Raw genomic sequence first — 16,859 nt, forward strand, 5'->3', positions numbered from 1 at the left:
ACGGGTGTCCGCGGCACTTCCCTGTACACGGAAGGGCCCCCAGGTCGTCGACCTGGGGGCCCTTCTCACGTGCTACCGGGGATCAGCCCCGCCAGTCGTACTCCTCGAGGCGGACGGCCTCACCGGAGCCCGACCCGAAGACGTCCGGGCTGTAGTACTGCCCGTCGTCGTACCCGGCCATCGTGTAGACGGCGGCGCGGGCCTCCTCGGTCGGCTCGACCGTGATGTTCCGGTAGCGGCTGATGCCCGTACCCGCCGGGATCAGCTTGCCGATGATCACGTTCTCCTTGAGGCCGAGGAGCGAGTCGCTCTTGCCCTGGATCGCGGCGTCGGTGAGCACCTTGGTCGTCTCCTGGAAGGAGGCGGCCGACAGCCACGACTCGGTCGCGAGCGAGGCCTTGGTGATGCCCATGAGCACCGGACGGGCCGAGGCCGGCTCGCCGCCCTCGGCGACGACGCGGCGGTTCTCGGTCTCGAACAGCGTCCGCTCGACCAGCGCACCGGGGAGGAACTCCGTGGCGCCCGAGTCGATGATGGTCACCCGCTTCAGCATCTGGCGGATGATCACCTCGATGTGCTTGTCGTGGATCGACACGCCCTGGCTGCGGTAGACCTCCTGGACCTCGCGGACCAGGTGCAGCTGCACCTCGCGCGGGCCCATGATCCGCAGCACCTCGTGCGGGTCCACCGCACCCTCGGTGAGCTGCTCGCCGACCTCGACGTGGGCGCCGTCCTCGACCCGCAGCCGCGACCGGCGCGACAGCTTGTCGTAGACGACCTCGTCGGAGCCGTCGTCCGGGGTGATGGTGAGCTTCCGGAACTGCTCGCCGTCCTCGATCCGGACGGAGCCGGCCAGCTCGGCGATCGGGGCCTTGCCCTTGGGGACGCGGGCCTCGAAGAGCTCCACGACACGCGGCAGACCGTGGGTGATGTCCTCACCCGCGACACCACCGGTGTGGAAGGTGCGCATCGTCAGCTGGGTGCCGGGCTCACCGATCGACTGGGCGGCGATGATGCCGACCGCCTCGCCGACGTCGACGAGCTTGCCGGTGGCCAGCGACCGGCCGTAGCAGGTCGCGCAGGTGCCCAGCAGGGACTCGCAGGTCAGGACGCAGCGGACCTTGACCTCGGCGACGCCGGCGTCGACCAGCTGGCCGATCAGCACGTCACCCAGGTCCTGGCCGGCCTGCGCGATCAGCGTGCCGTCCTCGGCCACCACGTCGGCGGCCAGGGAGCGGGCGTAGACGCTGGTCTCGACGTGCGCGTCCCGGGTCAGGACGCCGTCGACGACGGTCGCGATCGGCATGATCACGCCGCGCTCGGTGCCGCAGTCCTCCTCGCGGATGATGACGTCCTGCGAGACGTCGACCAGCCGGCGGGTGAGGTACCCGGAGTCCGCGGTCCGCAGCGCGGTGTCGGCCAGACCCTTGCGCGCACCGTGCGTGGAGATGAAGTACTCCAGCACGGACAGACCCTCCCGGAAGTTGGCCTTGATGGGCCGCGGGATGATCTCGCCCTTCGGGTTGGCCACCAGGCCGCGCATGCCGGCGATCTGGCTGATCTGCATCATGTTGCCCCGGGCGCCCGAGTTGACCATGACCCAGACCGGGTTGGTGGTCGGGAAGTTGTCCACCATCGCCTGGGAGACCTCGGCCCGCGCGCGGGTCCAGATCTCGATCAGCTCGCCACGACGCTCGGCGTCGGTGATGACACCGCGCTCGTACTGCCGCTCGATGCCGCGCGCCTCGGCCTCGTGCCGGTCCAGGATCTCCTGCTTGGCCGGCGGGGTGACGACGTCGTCGATGGCGATCGTGACGCCCGAGCGGGTGGCCCAGCGGAAGCCGGCCGACTTGAGGGCGTCCAGCGTCGCCGCGACCTGCACCTTGGGGTAGCGCTCGGCGAGGTCGTTGACGATCGCCCCGAGCTCCTTCTTCGGCACCTGGTAGTTGACGAAGCGGTAGTCCTCGGGCAGGGCCTCGTTGAACAGCACCCGGCCCAGGCTGGTCTCGACGATCGCCGACGCACCCGGGGTCCAGTCCTCGGGCTGGGTCCAGGGCTCGTTGACCTTGCCGTTGTCGACGCCGAACACCTCGTCGAGGCGGATCAGCGCGCGCTCCTGCAGGCCCAGGGCGCCCTTGTCGAACGCCATGATCGCCTCGGCCGTCGACCCGAAGGCCGCCGGACGGCCACCGTCGGCCTCGTGCCGGCTCCGCACCAGGGTGGTCAGGTGGTACAGGCCCAGCACCATGTCCTGGGTCGGCGCGGTGATCGGGCGACCGTCGGCCGGGCTCAGGATGTTGTTGCTGGACAGCATGAGGATGCGGGCCTCGGCCTGCGCCTCCGCCGACAGCGGCAGGTGGACCGCCATCTGGTCACCGTCGAAGTCGGCGTTGAAGGCCGTGCAGACCAGCGGGTGGATCTGGATGGCCTTGCCCTCGACCAGCTGCGGCTCGAAGGCCTGGATGCCCAGGCGGTGCAGCGTCGGCGCCCGGTTCAGCAGGACCGGGTGCTCGGTGATGACCTCCTCGAGCACGTCCCAGACGACGGGACGGGCGCGCTCGACCATGCGCTTGGCGGACTTGATGTTCTGCGCGTGGTTGAGGTCGACCAGCCGCTTCATGACGAAGGGCTTGAACAGCTCCAGCGCCATCTGCTTGGGCAGGCCGCACTGGTGCAGCTTCAGCTGCGGGCCGACGACGATGACCGACCGGCCGGAGTAGTCGACGCGCTTGCCGAGCAGGTTCTGGCGGAACCGGCCCTGCTTGCCCTTGAGCAGGTCGGACAGCGACTTCAGGGGACGGTTGCCCGGGCCGGTGACCGGACGGCCGCGGCGGCCGTTGTCGAACAGCGCGTCCACGGACTCCTGGAGCATCCGCTTCTCGTTGTTCACGATGATCTCGGGCGCGCCGAGGTCGAGCAGCCGCTTGAGCCGGTTGTTCCGGTTGATGACCCGGCGGTACAGGTCGTTCATGTCGCTGGTGGCGAAGCGGCCACCGTCGAGCTGCACCATCGGGCGCAGGTCCGGCGGGATGACCGGGACGCAGTCCAGCACCATGCCCATGGGCGAGTTGCGGGTCTGCTGGAACGCCGCGACGACCTTCAGCCGCTTGAGGGCCCGCAGCTTGCGCTGGCCCTTGCCGTTGCGGATGGTCTCGCGCAGCGAGGCGGCCTCGGCGTCGAGGTCGAAGTCGGCCAGCAGCTTCTGCAGGGCCGCGGCACCCATGCCGCCCTCGAAGTACTCGCCGAACCGGTCGCGGAGCTCCCGGTACAGGCCCTCGTCGGCGATGAGCTGCTTGACCTCGAGCTTGCGGAAGGTGTCGAGCACCTCCTCGAGGCGGTCGATCTCCCGCTGGGCGCGGTCGCGCAGCTGGCGCATCTCGCGCTCGCCGCCCTCGCGCACCTTGCGGCGGACGTCGGACTTGGCGCCCTCCGCCTCGAGCTCGGCCAGGTCGGCCTCGAGCTTCTGCTGGCGGGCCTCGACGTCGGCGTCGCGCCGGCTCTCGAGGTTGTGCTTCTCCGCGCTGATCTCGGCCTCGATGGTCGGGAGGTCGCGGTGGCGGGCCTCGTCGTCGACCGAGGTGATCAGGTAGGCGGCGAAGTAGATGATCTTCTCGAGGTCCTTGGGCGCCAGGTCGAGCAGGTAGCCCAAGCGCGAGGGGACGCCCTTGAAGAACCAGATGTGGGTGACCGGCGCGGCCAGCTCGATGTGACCCATCCGCTCGCGGCGGACCTTGGCCCGGGTCACCTCGACGCCGCAGCGCTCACAGATGATGCCCTTGAAGCGGACGCGCTTGTACTTGCCGCAGTAGCACTCCCAGTCCCGCGTGGGACCGAAGATCTTCTCGCAGAAGAGACCGTCCTTCTCCGGGCGCAGCGTCCGGTAGTTGATGGTCTCGGGCTTCTTCACCTCACCGTGCGACCACTGGCGGATGTCGTCGCCGGTGGCCAGGCCGATGCGGAGCTCGTCGAAGAAGTTGACGTCGAGCACTGAGTGGACCCCTTTCCCGGGGCTCGTTACTGCACTTCTAGTCGTTGGCTGGGGACGCCGGCCGGCCCGTCACGCGGAGGGCCGGCCGGCGGCCGATCACACGTCCTCGACGCTGGAGGGCTCGCGGCGGGACAGGTCGATGCCCAGCTCCTCCGCGGCCCGGAACACCTCGTCGTCGGTGTCGCGCAGCTCGATCGCCTGCCCGTCGCCGGAGAGGACCTCGACGTTGAGGCAGAGCGACTGCAGCTCCTTGAGCAACACCTTGAACGACTCGGGGATGCCCGGCTCGGGGATGTTCTCGCCCTTGACGATGGCCTCGTAGACCTTGACGCGGCCCAGGATGTCGTCGGACTTGATGGTCAGCAGCTCCTGCAGCGCGTAGGCCGCGCCGTAGGCCTGCATCGCCCAGCACTCCATCTCACCGAAGCGCTGGCCACCGAACTGCGCCTTACCACCCAGCGGCTGCTGCGTGATCATCGAGTAGGGGCCGGTCGACCGGGCGTGGATCTTGTCGTCGACCAGGTGCAGCAGCTTCAGGATGTAGACGTAGCCCACCGAGATCGCCTCGGGGAAGGGCTCGCCGGAACGGCCGTCGAACAGCCGCGCCTTGCCGGTCTCCTGCACCATCCGGTTGCCGTCGCGGTTGGGGATCGTCGAGCCGAGCAGACCGATGATCTCCTCCTCGCGGGCGCCGTCGAACACCGGCGTCGCGGTCCGGGTCCCCGGCTCCGCCTGACGCGCCTGCTCGGGCAGGTTGGCCGCCCACTCGGGCGTGCCCTCGACCTGCCAGCCGGACTTGGCGATCCACCCGAGGTGGGTCTCCAGGACCTGGCCGACGTTCATCCGGCCCGGGACGCCGAGCGGGTTGAGGACGATGTCCACCGGGGTGCCGTCCTCGAGGAACGGCATGTCCTCCTGCGGCAGGATCTTCGCGATGACGCCCTTGTTGCCGTGGCGCCCGGCGAGCTTGTCGCCGTCGGAGATCTTGCGCATCTGGGCGACGTAGACCCGGATCAGCTCGTTGACGCCGGCGGGCAGCTCGTCGCCGTCCTCGCGCGAGAACACGCGGACGCCGATGACCTTGCCGGACTCGCCGTGCTTGACCTTGAGCGACGTGTCGCGGACCTCGCGGGCCTTCTCACCGAAGATCGCCCGCAGCAGCCGCTCCTCGGGGGTCAGCTCGGTCTCGCCCTTGGGCGTGACCTTGCCGACGAGGATGTCGCCGGGGACGACCTCGGCGCCGATGCGGATGATGCCGCGCTCGTCGAGGTCGGCGAGGACCTCCTCGGAGACGTTCGGGATGTCCCGGGTGATCTCCTCGGCACCGAGCTTGGTGTCGCGGGCGTCGACCTCGAACTCCTCGATGTGGATCGAGGACAGGACGTCGTCCTGCACGAGGCGCTGCGACAGGATGATCGCGTCCTCGTAGTTGTGGCCCTCCCACGGCATGAAGGCGACGAGCAGGTTCTTGCCCAGCGCCATCTCGCCCTGGTCGGTGCACGGCCCGTCGGCGATGACCTGCCCGACCTCCACCCGCTGGCCCTCGTCGACGACGGGGGTCTGGTTGATCGAGGTGCCCTGGTTCGAGCGGCGGAACTTCAGCAGCCGATAGGTCTGCCGGGTGCCGTCGTCGGCCATGACGGTGACGTAGTCGGCGGTCGAGTCCTCGACGACGCCGGCCTTCTCCGCCACGACGACGTCGCCGGCGTCGACGGCGGCCCGCAGCTCCATGCCGGTGCCGACCAGCGGCGCCTCGCTGCGCAGCAGCGGGACGGCCTGGCGCTGCATGTTGGCGCCCATGAGCGCGCGGTTGGCGTCGTCGTGCTCGAGGAACGGGATCATCGCCGTCGCGACCGAGGTCATCTGCCGCGGCGAGACGTCCATGTAGTCGACCTGCTCGGGCGACAGGTAGTCGACCTCACCGCCCTTGGTGCGGACCAGGACGCGGTCCTCGGCGAACCGGCCCTGCGCGTCCAGCGGCGAGTTGGCCTGGGCGACGACGAAGCGGTCCTCCTCGTCGGCGGTCAGGTAGTCGATGGAGTCGGTGACGACACCGTTCTCGACCTTGCGGTACGGCGTCTCGATGAAGCCGAAGGCGTTGACCCGGCCGTAGGCCGACAGCGAGCCGATCAGGCCGATGTTCGGGCCTTCCGGGGTCTCGATCGGGCACATCCGGCCGTAGTGGCTCGGGTGCACGTCGCGGACCTCCATGCCGGCCCGCTCACGGGACAGACCACCCGGGCCCAGCGCCGACAGGCGGCGCTTGTGGGTCAGGCCCGCGAGCGGGTTGGTCTGGTCCATGAACTGCGACAGCTGGCTGGTGCCGAAGAACTCCTTGATGGAGGCGACGACCGGCCGGATATTGATCAGGGTCTGCGGCGTGATCGCCTCGACGTCCTGGGTGGTCATCCGCTCGCGGACGACGCGCTCCATGCGGGAGAGGCCGACCCGGATCTGGTTCTGGATCAGCTCGCCGACGGTGCGCAGGCGGCGGTTGCCGAAGTGGTCGATGTCGTCGACGCCGTGCTCGGGCTCGCCGGCGTGCAGCCGCACGACGTACTCGATGGTGGCGACGATGTCGTCCTCGGTCAGCGTCAGGGTGCCCTGCGGGACCTCGACGCCGAGCTTCTTGTTGACCTTGTAGCGGCCGACCTTCGCCAGGTCGTAGCGCTTCGGGTTGAAGAAGAGGTTCTCCAGCAGCGCCTGGGCGCTCTCCCGCGTCGGCGGCTCGCCCGGCCGCAGCTTGCGGTAGATGTCGAGCAGCGCCTCGTCCTGCCCGGCGATGTGGTCCTTCTCCAGGGTGGCGAGGACGGTCGGCGACCACTGGAAGTGCTCGCGGATGCGGTCCTCGGTCCAGCCCAGCGCCTTGAGCAGCACGGTGACCGGCTGGCGGCGCTTGCGGTCGATGCGGACGCCGACGGTGTCGCGCTTGTCGACGTCGAACTCCAGCCACGCACCACGGCTGGGGATGACCTTGGCGCTGAAGACGTCCTTGTCGGAGGTCTTGTCCAGGGTCTTGTCGAAGTAGACGCCGGGGCTGCGCACGAGCTGCGAGACGACCACGCGCTCGGTCCCGTTGATGACGAACGTGCCCTTGTTCGTCATGATCGGGAAGTCGCCCATGAACACCGTCTGGCTCTTGATCTCGCCGGTGGTGTTGTTCATGAACTCGGCGGTGACGAACAGCGGCGCCGCGTAGGTCATGTCCTTGTCCTTGCACTCCTCGAGGGACGCCTTGACGTCCTCGAAGCGCGGGTTGGAGAAGGACAGCGACATCGAGCCGCTGAAGTCCTCGATCGGGGAGATCTCCTCGAGGATCTCGGCCAGGCCGCCGACGGCGGTCGCCTGCTCCTCCGGCGAGAGGGTGGCACGCCACTCGGGGCTGCCGACCAGCCAGTCGAAGGACGCGGTCTGCAGGGCGAGCAGATCGGGCACCTCGAGGGGCTCGGAGATCTTCGCGAACGAGACGCGCAGCGGCGCGCCGGGGATCTTCTGCTGGTCGGCCTCCCCGGTGCGGGGGCCGGCCTGGGGAGTCTGGTTCTGCTGGCCGAAGCCGCCGGACTCGGTCGTGCTGGGGGAGATGCTGGTGGGGCGAGAGCCTGCCAAGATGCGTCCTTCCAAGGACCTCACGACGTGCGGGCGGTGGGTGCGGGTTCGTCCTGGGTCGTCGTCGGTGATGGCGGGGCTGTCCGCGGCGTCCGGCCCGCTGGGGGAACGGGGCGTCGACCGGCCGCCGGGAGCGATCCCGGGCAGCCCAGGCGACCCGTCTCGGCGGGCAGGCAGTCAGGGGGCAGCGCAACAGAGAACCCTACCCCCGCAGGCGCACGCTGTCCACGTCGGGGGGTGGGGGGCGAGCCCCGCCACACTCCGGGAAGGACGGCGTCCGGCTGACCGGGCGGCGTTCCGCGCGGCCATGATGCCAGCCCGAGGGGCTCCCTGTCTCCGCCACGCCGCCGGGAGCGCGAGCCGGACCGGCCCGCGGCCCCGTGTCAGCTGGTCGTGAGCAGCGTCAGGTCGCTGATCTTCCAGTCGCCGTCGACCCTCGTCATCTGCACCTGGACGGTCTGGGTGCACGACTGCGCGCCCTCGGGGGTGACCGTGCACTCCGACCCCTCGGGGGCGGGCTGGGTCCCGCTGTTGACCGACTCGACGACGTACTGGCCGAACACGACGACGGTCGCGCTGTCCTGGTCGTCGGAGACCTGCTGCAGGCCGACGTCGAGCACCTCGTACCGCGTGGTGGCCGACACCTGCTCGTAGGTGTCGACGATCCCGCCCTGGGACAGGTCCTGCTCGTACTGGTCGCGCAGGTCGCCGGTCAGGACGTCGAGCTTGCGCTGCACGCTGCCCTCGGAGTCCTGGTAGTCGTAGGCGTAGAGGGCCTGCACGTCCTCGCGGGCCGCGGCGAACACCGACGGCGAGACGTGCTCGGGGTGCAGCCGCTGCCAGGCCAGGACGCCGACGAGAGCGGTGGCGAGCACGCACAGCGCCGCGAGGACCGCCACCGGCGGCAGCCGGCGACGACGCGGCGACGGCCCGGCGGCGCGGGTCCGCGCCGGGCGCTCGGCGCGGGCGCGGCGGGAGCCGTGCCGGGCGGGCGCCTCCTCGCCGGTGGTCGCGGTCGCCGTCCCGCCGGCGCTGGGCGAGGGGGCCGGGCCCTTGGTCAGCGAGACGGCCGCGCCGCCGCCCACCGGGCCGGGACGGGCCCGGCGCCGGCCGGAACCGGTCTCCCCTGCCGGGGCCTGGGCCCGGGCCACGGATGCCTCGACGACCGGCGCCTCCGTGAGGGGTGCCTCCCGGTCCCGGCGGCTGCCGGCCACCCGCGGGCGTGGGGACGGGCGGGGCCGCTCCGCGCGCGGGCGCGGCGTGGGGCGGGGGCGCTCCCCCGGGGTGTCGCTCACGCCGGTCACCTCCCCGAGATCCCGGACAGCAGCCAGCGGCCGTCCTCGCGCACGAGCTCCACCTGGATGCGGTAGCGCAGCACCTGGGCCTGCGGGCTGGCGGTGCTCTGCTGCGTCGACTGGATGACCAGCAGCACGGTGCCGGAGTCCTCGTCGGCGCTGACCACGCCCGCGCCCACGACCTCGGTCTGCACGACCGCCTGGGCGTCGACCAGCTCCTGCCGCCGGTCCTGCAGCTGGGCCAGGGACTCGTCGCGCAGGTCGCCGGTGGCCACGCGGCGGACCTGCTCGACGTCGTCGTCGATGGTGACCGCGTCGAAGGAGGTCAGGTCGACGATCCCCGAGCGGGCCGCCTGCAGGACCTCGACGTAGCTGTCGGTGCGCACCGGCGACCCGTCCTCGCGGGTCGACCACAGCCACCCGGCCGCGGCGAGCAGCAGGACGAGCAGCACCGCGAGCACGGGCACCAGCGGGACCGACGGCCGGCGGCGGACGCGCGGCGTGGCGTCGTCGTCCGAGGATTCGGCGGCGGCCGGCGCCCCGGCGGGAGCCTCCTCGGCAGCGGCGCGGCGGGCCCGGCGGCCCGGGGCTGCGTCTCCGGCGGTGGAGGTCCCGGCGGAGGGCTCTGCGACGGTCTCGCCGGGGGCCGTCCCGCTGTCCTGCCCGGTGCGCGTCACCGCGTCCTCCTCTCGTGCTGTGCCGTGTCGTGTGCGCTGGGTGATGAGCATGACGTACTCAGCCCGCCGTGCGTGCGAAGGGGAGGGCACCGAGCAGCCCGCCGAGGACGTCGTCGACCACCGACGCCACCGGCGCGCCGCCGCCGGCCTGGCCCTGCGGGCCGGGCGACCCGACGCCGCCGTCGCGGCCGATGTTCTGCTCGCCGCGGATGTTCGAGCCCGACTCGTCCACGCCGTCGCCCGGGTCCGGGTCGGCGCCGTCGACGACGTCGCAGCCGATCGAGTCGACGTCCAGCCCGGCCACGGACCCGGGGCTGGGCAGCTGCCCGGTCGAGACGTAGCCGCTGGTGCAGGCCCGCGGGTCGTCGCTGTTGAGCACGAACCCGAAGTGCGCGCGCATCGTGCCGCCGTCGTCGCGGACGACGCTGAAGCCGCCGCTGACGGCGTCGGGGTAGGTGACGAGCATCTGCTCGACGCCGTCGAGGCGCGGGATGGTGACGCCGTTGAGGACGTCGAGATGGCGCACCAGCGAGCCGAGGCCGGGTCCCGCGTCGTCCACCAGGTCCTGCAGCGCCGCCCCGGCGTCGGGCGCGTTGACGACCAGCCCGCGCAGGTCGGGGTCGATGTCGACCAGCGTGTCGCTGATCGCGCGCAGGTCGGCGGCCCACTGCTCGATCGCCGAGCGGCTCTCGACCTGCGTCTGCAGCACGGTCTGCCCGTCGGTGATCAGCTGCAGCGTCTGCGGCAGCGACTCCTCGGCCCGGGCCAGCAGCAGGTCGCCGTTGTCGATGAGCCGGCTCAGGTCGTCGCCGGCGCCGGCGAAGGCGCGGCCGAGCTCGTCGACGACGACGCGCAGGTCCTCGGGGTCGATGGAGGTGACCAGCTGGTCCACGTTGAGCAGCAGCTGCTCGACCGGGATCGGGATGGCGGTGCGCGACTGCGGGATGACCGCGCCGTCGGCCAGGTACGGCCCGTCGGCGGTGGCCGGGCGCAGGTCGACGTACTGCTCCCCGACCGCGCTGCGGTTGGCGACGACGGCGTCGGTGTCGGCCGGGATCGGGTCGGCGTCGGGCTCGATGGTCATCGTGACCCGGACGCCGTCGTCGGTGAGCTGCATGTCGCTGACCCGGCCGACGGCGACGCCGCGGTAGGTGACCTCGGCGTTGACGAAGATGCCGCCGGAGTCGGCGAAGTCGGCGGCGACGTCGTAGCCGCTGCCGAGCAGCACCCGGTCGAGGCCGACGTAGTTGAAGCCGACGTAGGAGATGCCGAGCAGCGCGACCGCGGTGAACGCGAGCAGCTGCAGCCTGACCTTGCGGGTGATCACGGCGTGCCTCCCGTCGGGATGCCGGGCAGCCCGGGCAGGCCGGCCGGCGCGCCGCCGCCGGGGACGGTGCCGGCCAGCCCGCCCAGCCCCGGGGCGAGCGACTGCGCCGGCGTGGAGGACCCGGAGCCCGTGCCGCCGGCGTTGGCCGGCGGCGTGCCCGCGCTGCCGCAGCTGTCGCCGACGAGGTCCTGCGGGTCGAGGGTCTCCAGGCCGCCGGTGACCGGGTCGACGACGTAGCGGCAGAGCAGCTCGCGCAGGTCGAGGTCCAGGTTGGCGGTCATGTTGGTGAACAGGCCGTAGCCGCCGGTCCGCGCGTCGGGCCGGTACTGCAGCGCCGACAGCGAGCTGGCCGGGAACGGGTAGGTGAGCAGCAGGTCCAGCGACTCGGCGAGGTCGGGCCCCGCGGCGGCCAGCTGGGTGAGGATCGGCTGCAGCAGCTGCAGGTCGGCCACGGTGTCCGCGCCGGCCTGCTGGATCACCCGCGTGCCGACGTCGCCGAGGCGGGACAGGCTGTCGAGCATCGAGACGAGCAGGTCGCGCTGCTCGGTGACGACGTCGAGGCCCGGCCCGATGGTGTCCAGCGCCGTCTCGATGGTCTCCGTCCGGGCGGCGAGGGACTCGGCCAGCGCGTTCACGCTGTCCAGCGCCCGGCCGATCTCGTCGCGCTGCTCGTCGAGGCCGGCGATGAACGTGTCGAGCTGGGTGAGGGTGGCGCGGACGGCGTCCTCGCGGCCCTCGAGGGCGTCGGCCAGCTCCCGGCTGATGGTCTGCAGCTGCGCCAGCCCGCCGCCGTTGAGCACCAGCGACAGCGCGCCGAGGAGCTCCTCGACCTCGACGTTGCGGTTGGTGCGGTCCAGGCCGATCAGCGCGCCGTCGGTGAGCTCGCCGGTGGGCGTCTCGGTGCCCGGGGCGGCCAGCTCCACGTACTTCTCCCCCAGCAGCGAGGACTGCTGGATCATCGCGACCGCGTTGGCCGGCAGGTCGACGTCGCCGTTGATCTCGACGGTGACCAGGGCGGTCCAGTCCTCCCCCAGCGACACGTCCTCCACCCGGCCCACCGGGACGTCGGCGACGCGGACGCCGGCCTGCGGGACCAGGTCCAGGACGTCCAGGAACTGGATCTGCACCGTGTACGGGTCGTCCCCGACGTCCGCGCCGCCGGGCAGGTCCAGGGAGTAGGCGCCGCGGAAGCCGCACCCGGTCAGCAGCAGCACCCCGGCGCCCAGCGCGGCCACCCGCCGGCCCGTCCCGGTCACTGCTGCGCTCCCGGCACCAGCGGCAGGCCGACCAGCGGGGTGCCGCCGGCCTGCGGGGTGGCGCTGCGGCCGAACAGCGTGCCGAGCAGCTCCTGCAGGTCGGGCACCCCGTTGCCGTTGAGGTCGTCGAGCTGCCCGTCGTTGCCGGGGTCGCCCGACAGCAGCCGCAGGCAGATCTGCTCGGTCGGCGGCAGCTGCAGGAAGGCGTTCAGGTCGGTGAGGCCCACCCCGGCGACCTGCAGCCGCCCGGCCTGGGCCAGCAGCTGGCAGACGGTGACCTCCGGGTTGGCCGACCCCAGCGAGTTGTCGCGGGTGTCGAGGGTGCCGTAGTCGGGGTTGTAGGCGTGCGCCACGTTGCCCAGGGCCGCGGGGGCGACGTCGAGCACCTCGGCCAGCGCCTGCCGCTGCTGGACCAGGGTGAGGGTGACGTCGGCCAGCCGGTCGACGTTCGTCGTCAGCAGGGCGGTGTTGGTCTGCACGAACGTCGCGATCTCCCCCAGCGCCTGGGACAGCAGCTGCACCGCGGCGGCGAGGTCCTCGCGCTCGCCCTCGAGCTGGGCGGCGACGGCGGCCATGTCGTCGTTGAACTGGCCGACCTGGGTGTCGATCGTGGCCAGCGCCGAGGTGAACGCCTGCAGGTTCTCCACCGACCCGAACAGGTCGTCGCGGTTGTCCGACAGGGTCTGCACCGCGGTCGAGAACCCGGTCAGCGTCCGGTTGAGCGCGTCGCCGTTGCCCTCGAGGTTGTCCGCGCCGGTGGCCAGCAGGTCCTGCAGCGCGCCGTCGGCGTTGGCGCCGGTCGGGCCGAGGGCCGCCGAGAGCTCGTCGAGCGCGCCGTACACCGCGTCCAGCTCGACCGGCGTGGCCGTGCGCGACAGGTCCAGCTCGGCGCCGTCCTCCATGGTCGGGCCGCCGTCGTAGACGGGTGAGAACTGCACGTACCGGTCGCTGACCAGCGACGGCGCGAGGATGACCGCGTCGGCGTCGGCCGGGATGTCGTACTCCTCGTCGACGAGCATGTCGACGCGCACCCGGTCGCCCATCGGGACGACGTCGGTGATCTCGCCGACGTCGATGCCCAGGATCCGCACGTCCCCGCCCGGGTACACGCCCACGGCCTGGCCGAAGTACGCGGTCACCCGCATCTGGCCGGCCGGCCGCAGGATCGTCCAGCCCAGGGCGGCCACCAGGACCACCGCGGCCGCCAGCGCCACGCCGCGCTGCAGGGTGCCGCTCACTGCCCCTCCTCGCAGGAGACGACACCGCCGGGCACCTGGGCGGTGCCCCCGCAGAGCACCGCCCCGACGGCGCCGGGCAGCAGGTTCTCCACGAAGCTGTCGAACCAGCGGCCGTTGCCCAGGGTGTTGGTGAAGACCCGGACGAAGGGCGCCAGGTTGGCGACGGTCTCCCCGAGGGCCTGCCGGTTGCGCGACAGGATGTCGGTGACGGCCGCCAGCTGCTGCAGCGCCGGGGTGAGGGCCTCGCGGTTGTCCGCGACCAGCCCGGTCAGCTGCTGGGCCAGCGTCTGGGTGTTGGTCAGGATCGAGTCGATGAGCTGCCGGCGCTCCTGCACCTCGGTGAGCAGGGTGTTGGAGTCCAGGATCAGCTGGGTGAACTCGCCGTTGCGGTCGGCCAGGACCTGGGTCACGTCCCGGGTGGCCGACAGCAGCTGGCGCAGCTGCGCGTCCCGCGAGGCGATGGTGTCCGACAGCCGGGCCAACCCGTCCAGGGAGGTCCGGACCTCGTCGGGGGTGTCGGCGAAGGTCTCCGACAGCACCTCGAAGGAGCTCGCCAGCTGGGCGGTGTCGATGTCGTCGACGGTCGTGGACAGGTCCGCGAAGGCCTCGACGACGTCGTAGGGCGAGGCGGTGCGCTGCAGCGGGATGCGCTGCTCGGGGTCCAGCGGCGTCGCGCCGCGCGGGACCAGCGCCAGGTACTTCGCGCCGAGCACCGTCTCGATCTTGATGGCCGCCTCGGACCGGTCGCCGACGAAGGCGTCGCGGACGCGGAACTCGACGGTGACCGCGCCGTCCTCCAGCGCCAGGCTCTCGACCTGGCCCACCTTGACGCCGGCGACGCGCACCGGGTCGTCGGGCTTGAGGCCCGCGGCCTCGGAGAACTGGGCGCGGTAGACGGTGCCGCCGCCGATGAGCGGCAGCGACTGGGCGTTGAAGGCGAGCAGCACCAGCAGCGCGATCAGCGAGAGGCTGATCGCCCCGATGACGACCGGGTTGCGGTCGCTGAACGGCCTGGCCGGACGGCGGGCCATCAGCAGCCCCTCCCGCCGGAGGACAGCCCGCCCGCGGGGATGGTGCTCGGCTCGCCGGCGCCGGGGAGGGTGACCGACCCGGACGCCCCGCACATGTAGAAGTTGAACCAGCTGCCGTTGACGGCGGTCCGCGTGATCAGGTCGATCTTGGTCGGGGCGAGCTGCAGGAAGTCCTCCACGACGTCGCCGGTGTCGGCGAGGTTGCCGGCCAGGTCGCCGAGGCCCTCGATGTCCGCGGCCAGCGGGGCGCGGGCGTCCTCGAGCAGCCCCGCGGTGCTCACCGCCAGGCCGTCGATGGTCTGCAGCGAGTCGAAGATCGCGTCGCGGTCCTCGCTCAGCCCGGAGACGAACTGCTGCAGCGAGACGACCAGCGACGACAGCTGCTCGTCCCGGGCGGCGACCGTGCCCATCACCGAGGTCAGGTTGTCGATGACGCTGTCGATGACGGCGTCCTTGTCCGCGAGCGACGAGGTCAGCGAGCCGACGTGGCCGAGCAGGCTCTCCACCGTTCCGCCCTCGCCCTGGAACACCTGGATGATCTCGAAGGACAGCCGGTTGACGTCCTGCGGCGACAGCGCCTGGAACAGGGGCTGGAACCCGCCGAAGAGCGTGGTGAGGTCCAGTGCGGGCGTCGTCTGGGCCAGCGGGATGGTGTCGCCCTCCTCGAGGGTCTGCCCGGCCGACCCCTCCCCCTCGGTCAGCGCGACGTACCGCTGGCCGACGAGGTTGCGGTAGCGGATGGTCGCCAGCACCGAGGTGGGCAGCGGGACGTCGGAGTCGACCTCGAGGGACACCTCGGCCACCGGCCGGTCGGTCCCGTCGGACAGGCCGATGCCGGTCACCTGGCCCACCCGGACGCCGGCGATGCGCACCTCGTCGCCCTCCACCAGGCCGGCGACGTCGGTGAACTGCGCCCGGTACTCCCGCGGCTCGCCGTACCCGGCGTTGGTGATGGTGCTGACCAGGACGTAACTGGCGAGCACGGTCACCAGGGCGAAGACGGCCAGCTTGGTCAGCGGCGCGGCGAGGCCCCTCATCGCAGCGCCACCTGGGTCCCCCGCAGCAGCGGCGCCATCGTCGAGGCGGCCAGGTCGGACACCTCGCCGGGGTCCACGCCGGTCTGGTAGCCGAGGAGGCTGCGCACGAAGTCCAGTTCCGCCGTCGACCCGGCCAGCCGGCCCGGCACCGAGTTGCCGAACGCGGACAGGTCGGTGGTCACGTTCCCGTCGGGCTCGCCGGCGCCGGCGGGGACGTCCTCGGGCCCGCGGCCGCCCAGGCAGTTGGGGTTGCCGCTGAACGGGTTGTCCGCCGAGTCGACACCGTCCACCGGCGGCACCGGGCAGTAGTACTCGCCCCGGTCGGCCGCCGCGATGATCGCGTCGATGTCGTCCAGGCCCTGGCAGTCGGGGCCGGACCGGTCGAGGTACGCCGGTTGGTCGCCGGGCTGGTAGGGGTTGCGCGGCGGCAGCGTCACGGTGATGTCCAGGTTGAGCGCAGGGTCGCCGTCGCCGCCGAAGGCCTCGGTGATCATCGGCTTGAAGCGGGCCAGGCCGTCGAGCAGGCACGGGTACACCGGCGAGTACTCGGCGAACAGCCCCAGCACCGGCCGCGAGGTGGCGGCCAGCGAGATGAGGTTCTGCTCGTTGGTCTCCAGGAAGCCGGCGGCGGTGGCCGACGAGGCGCCGACGACGGTGAACGTGCGCCGCAGCTGCTCGGACTGGTCGACCAGCGTCCGCGACGTCACGGCCAGGTTGTCCAGGACCGCGAGCAGGTCGTCGGCGGCCGAGGTGTAGGTGTCGGCGACGTCGGCCAGCCCGCTGATGTCGGCCTGCAGCTCGGGCAGCACGGTGTTGAGCTCGCCGACGTAGCCGCCGATCGCGGCGAGGTTCTCCCCCAGCCGGTCGCCGCGGCCGCGCAGCGCCGAGGCGACCGCGCCGAGGGTGTGGCTGAGGTCCTGCGGCTGGACCGCCCGCAGCAGCGGCAGCAGGTCGTCGATGACCCGCTGCAGCTCGACGGCGTTCTCGGTGCGGTCCTGGCCGATCTCGTCGCCGTCGGCCAGCCGCTCCCCGGAGGGCTGCTCGGGCACCACGAGGGACACGTAGCGCTCCCCGAACAGGGTCTTGGGCAGCAGCCGGGCGGTGACGTCGGCGGGGATCTGCTCCAGGTACTCGGGCCGGATGGCCAGCTCGACCGTCGCGCCCTCGGCGCCGGCGTCGACCGAGCGCACCTCGCCGACGATCACCCCGCGCACCTTGACGTCGGAGGCCTCCTGCAGCTGGTTGCCCACGGTGTCGGCGTGCAGCACCACGCGGGCGGTGTCGGTGAAGGCCTTCGTGTAGAGCGCCACGGTCAGTGCGAGCAGCACCACCAGGACGACGAGGAACGCCACGCCCTGCAGCCGACGGCGCACCACCGCGCTCCTGCCCCCGCTCATCGCCCCG

General features: G+C 71.9%; 10 protein-coding genes. All 10 read right to left on the reverse strand.

The genetic code is table 11. The features are described 5' to 3' along the window. Positions 1–82 precede the first annotated feature (82 nt). Positions 83–3,988, reverse strand: coding sequence for a DNA-directed RNA polymerase subunit beta' (locus tag ACI796_RS04715; protein WP_456940088.1), 3,906 nt, complete (start codon positions 3,986–3,988; stop codon positions 83–85). 96 nt (positions 3,989–4,084) lie between these two features. Next, positions 4,085–7,594, reverse strand: coding sequence for a DNA-directed RNA polymerase subunit beta (gene rpoB / locus ACI796_RS04720; protein WP_456940089.1), 3,510 nt, complete (start codon positions 7,592–7,594; stop codon positions 4,085–4,087). A gap of 383 nt (positions 7,595–7,977) precedes the next feature. Continuing rightward, entirely contained in the window at positions 7,978–8,889 is a 912-nt protein-coding gene (locus ACI796_RS04725) for a hypothetical protein (RefSeq protein WP_456940090.1), read from the reverse strand. A gap of 5 nt (positions 8,890–8,894) precedes the next feature. Further along, positions 8,895–9,566, reverse strand: a complete 672-nt coding sequence (locus ACI796_RS04730) for a hypothetical protein (RefSeq protein ID WP_456940091.1) — start codon at positions 9,564–9,566, stop codon at positions 8,895–8,897. 58 nt (positions 9,567–9,624) lie between these two features. Then, positions 9,625–10,893, reverse strand: a complete 1,269-nt coding sequence (locus ACI796_RS04735) for an MCE family protein (protein ID WP_456940092.1) — start codon at positions 10,891–10,893, stop codon at positions 9,625–9,627. Further along, a complete protein-coding gene (locus tag ACI796_RS04740) occupies positions 10,890–12,149 on the reverse strand; it encodes an MCE family protein (RefSeq protein ID WP_456940093.1) in 1,260 nt (419 codons plus the stop codon). Before ACI796_RS04740 ends, ACI796_RS04735 begins: the two co-directional genes overlap by 4 nt. After that, positions 12,146–13,387, reverse strand: a complete 1,242-nt coding sequence (locus ACI796_RS04745) for an MCE family protein (RefSeq protein WP_456940094.1) — start codon at positions 13,385–13,387, stop codon at positions 12,146–12,148. The genes ACI796_RS04740 and ACI796_RS04745 overlap by 4 nt, the downstream gene beginning before the upstream one ends. Further along, positions 13,384–14,418 carry an MCE family protein gene (locus ACI796_RS04750; RefSeq protein WP_456940095.1) on the reverse strand — a complete coding sequence of 345 codons (1,035 nt, stop codon included), beginning with the start codon at positions 14,416–14,418 and terminating at the stop codon, positions 13,384–13,386. Before ACI796_RS04750 ends, ACI796_RS04745 begins: the two co-directional genes overlap by 4 nt. After that, entirely contained in the window at positions 14,418–15,455 is a 1,038-nt protein-coding gene (locus tag ACI796_RS04755; protein WP_456940096.1) for an MCE family protein, read from the reverse strand. Before ACI796_RS04755 ends, ACI796_RS04750 begins: the two co-directional genes overlap by 1 nt. Next, positions 15,452–16,852: an MCE family protein gene (locus ACI796_RS04760; RefSeq protein WP_456940097.1), complete on the reverse strand. Its 1,401-nt coding sequence runs from the start codon at positions 16,850–16,852 to the stop codon at positions 15,452–15,454. The genes ACI796_RS04755 and ACI796_RS04760 overlap by 4 nt, the downstream gene beginning before the upstream one ends. Positions 16,853–16,859: the final 7 nt, after the last annotated feature.

It is taken from the genome of Geodermatophilus sp. SYSU D00525 (assembly GCF_054050475.1).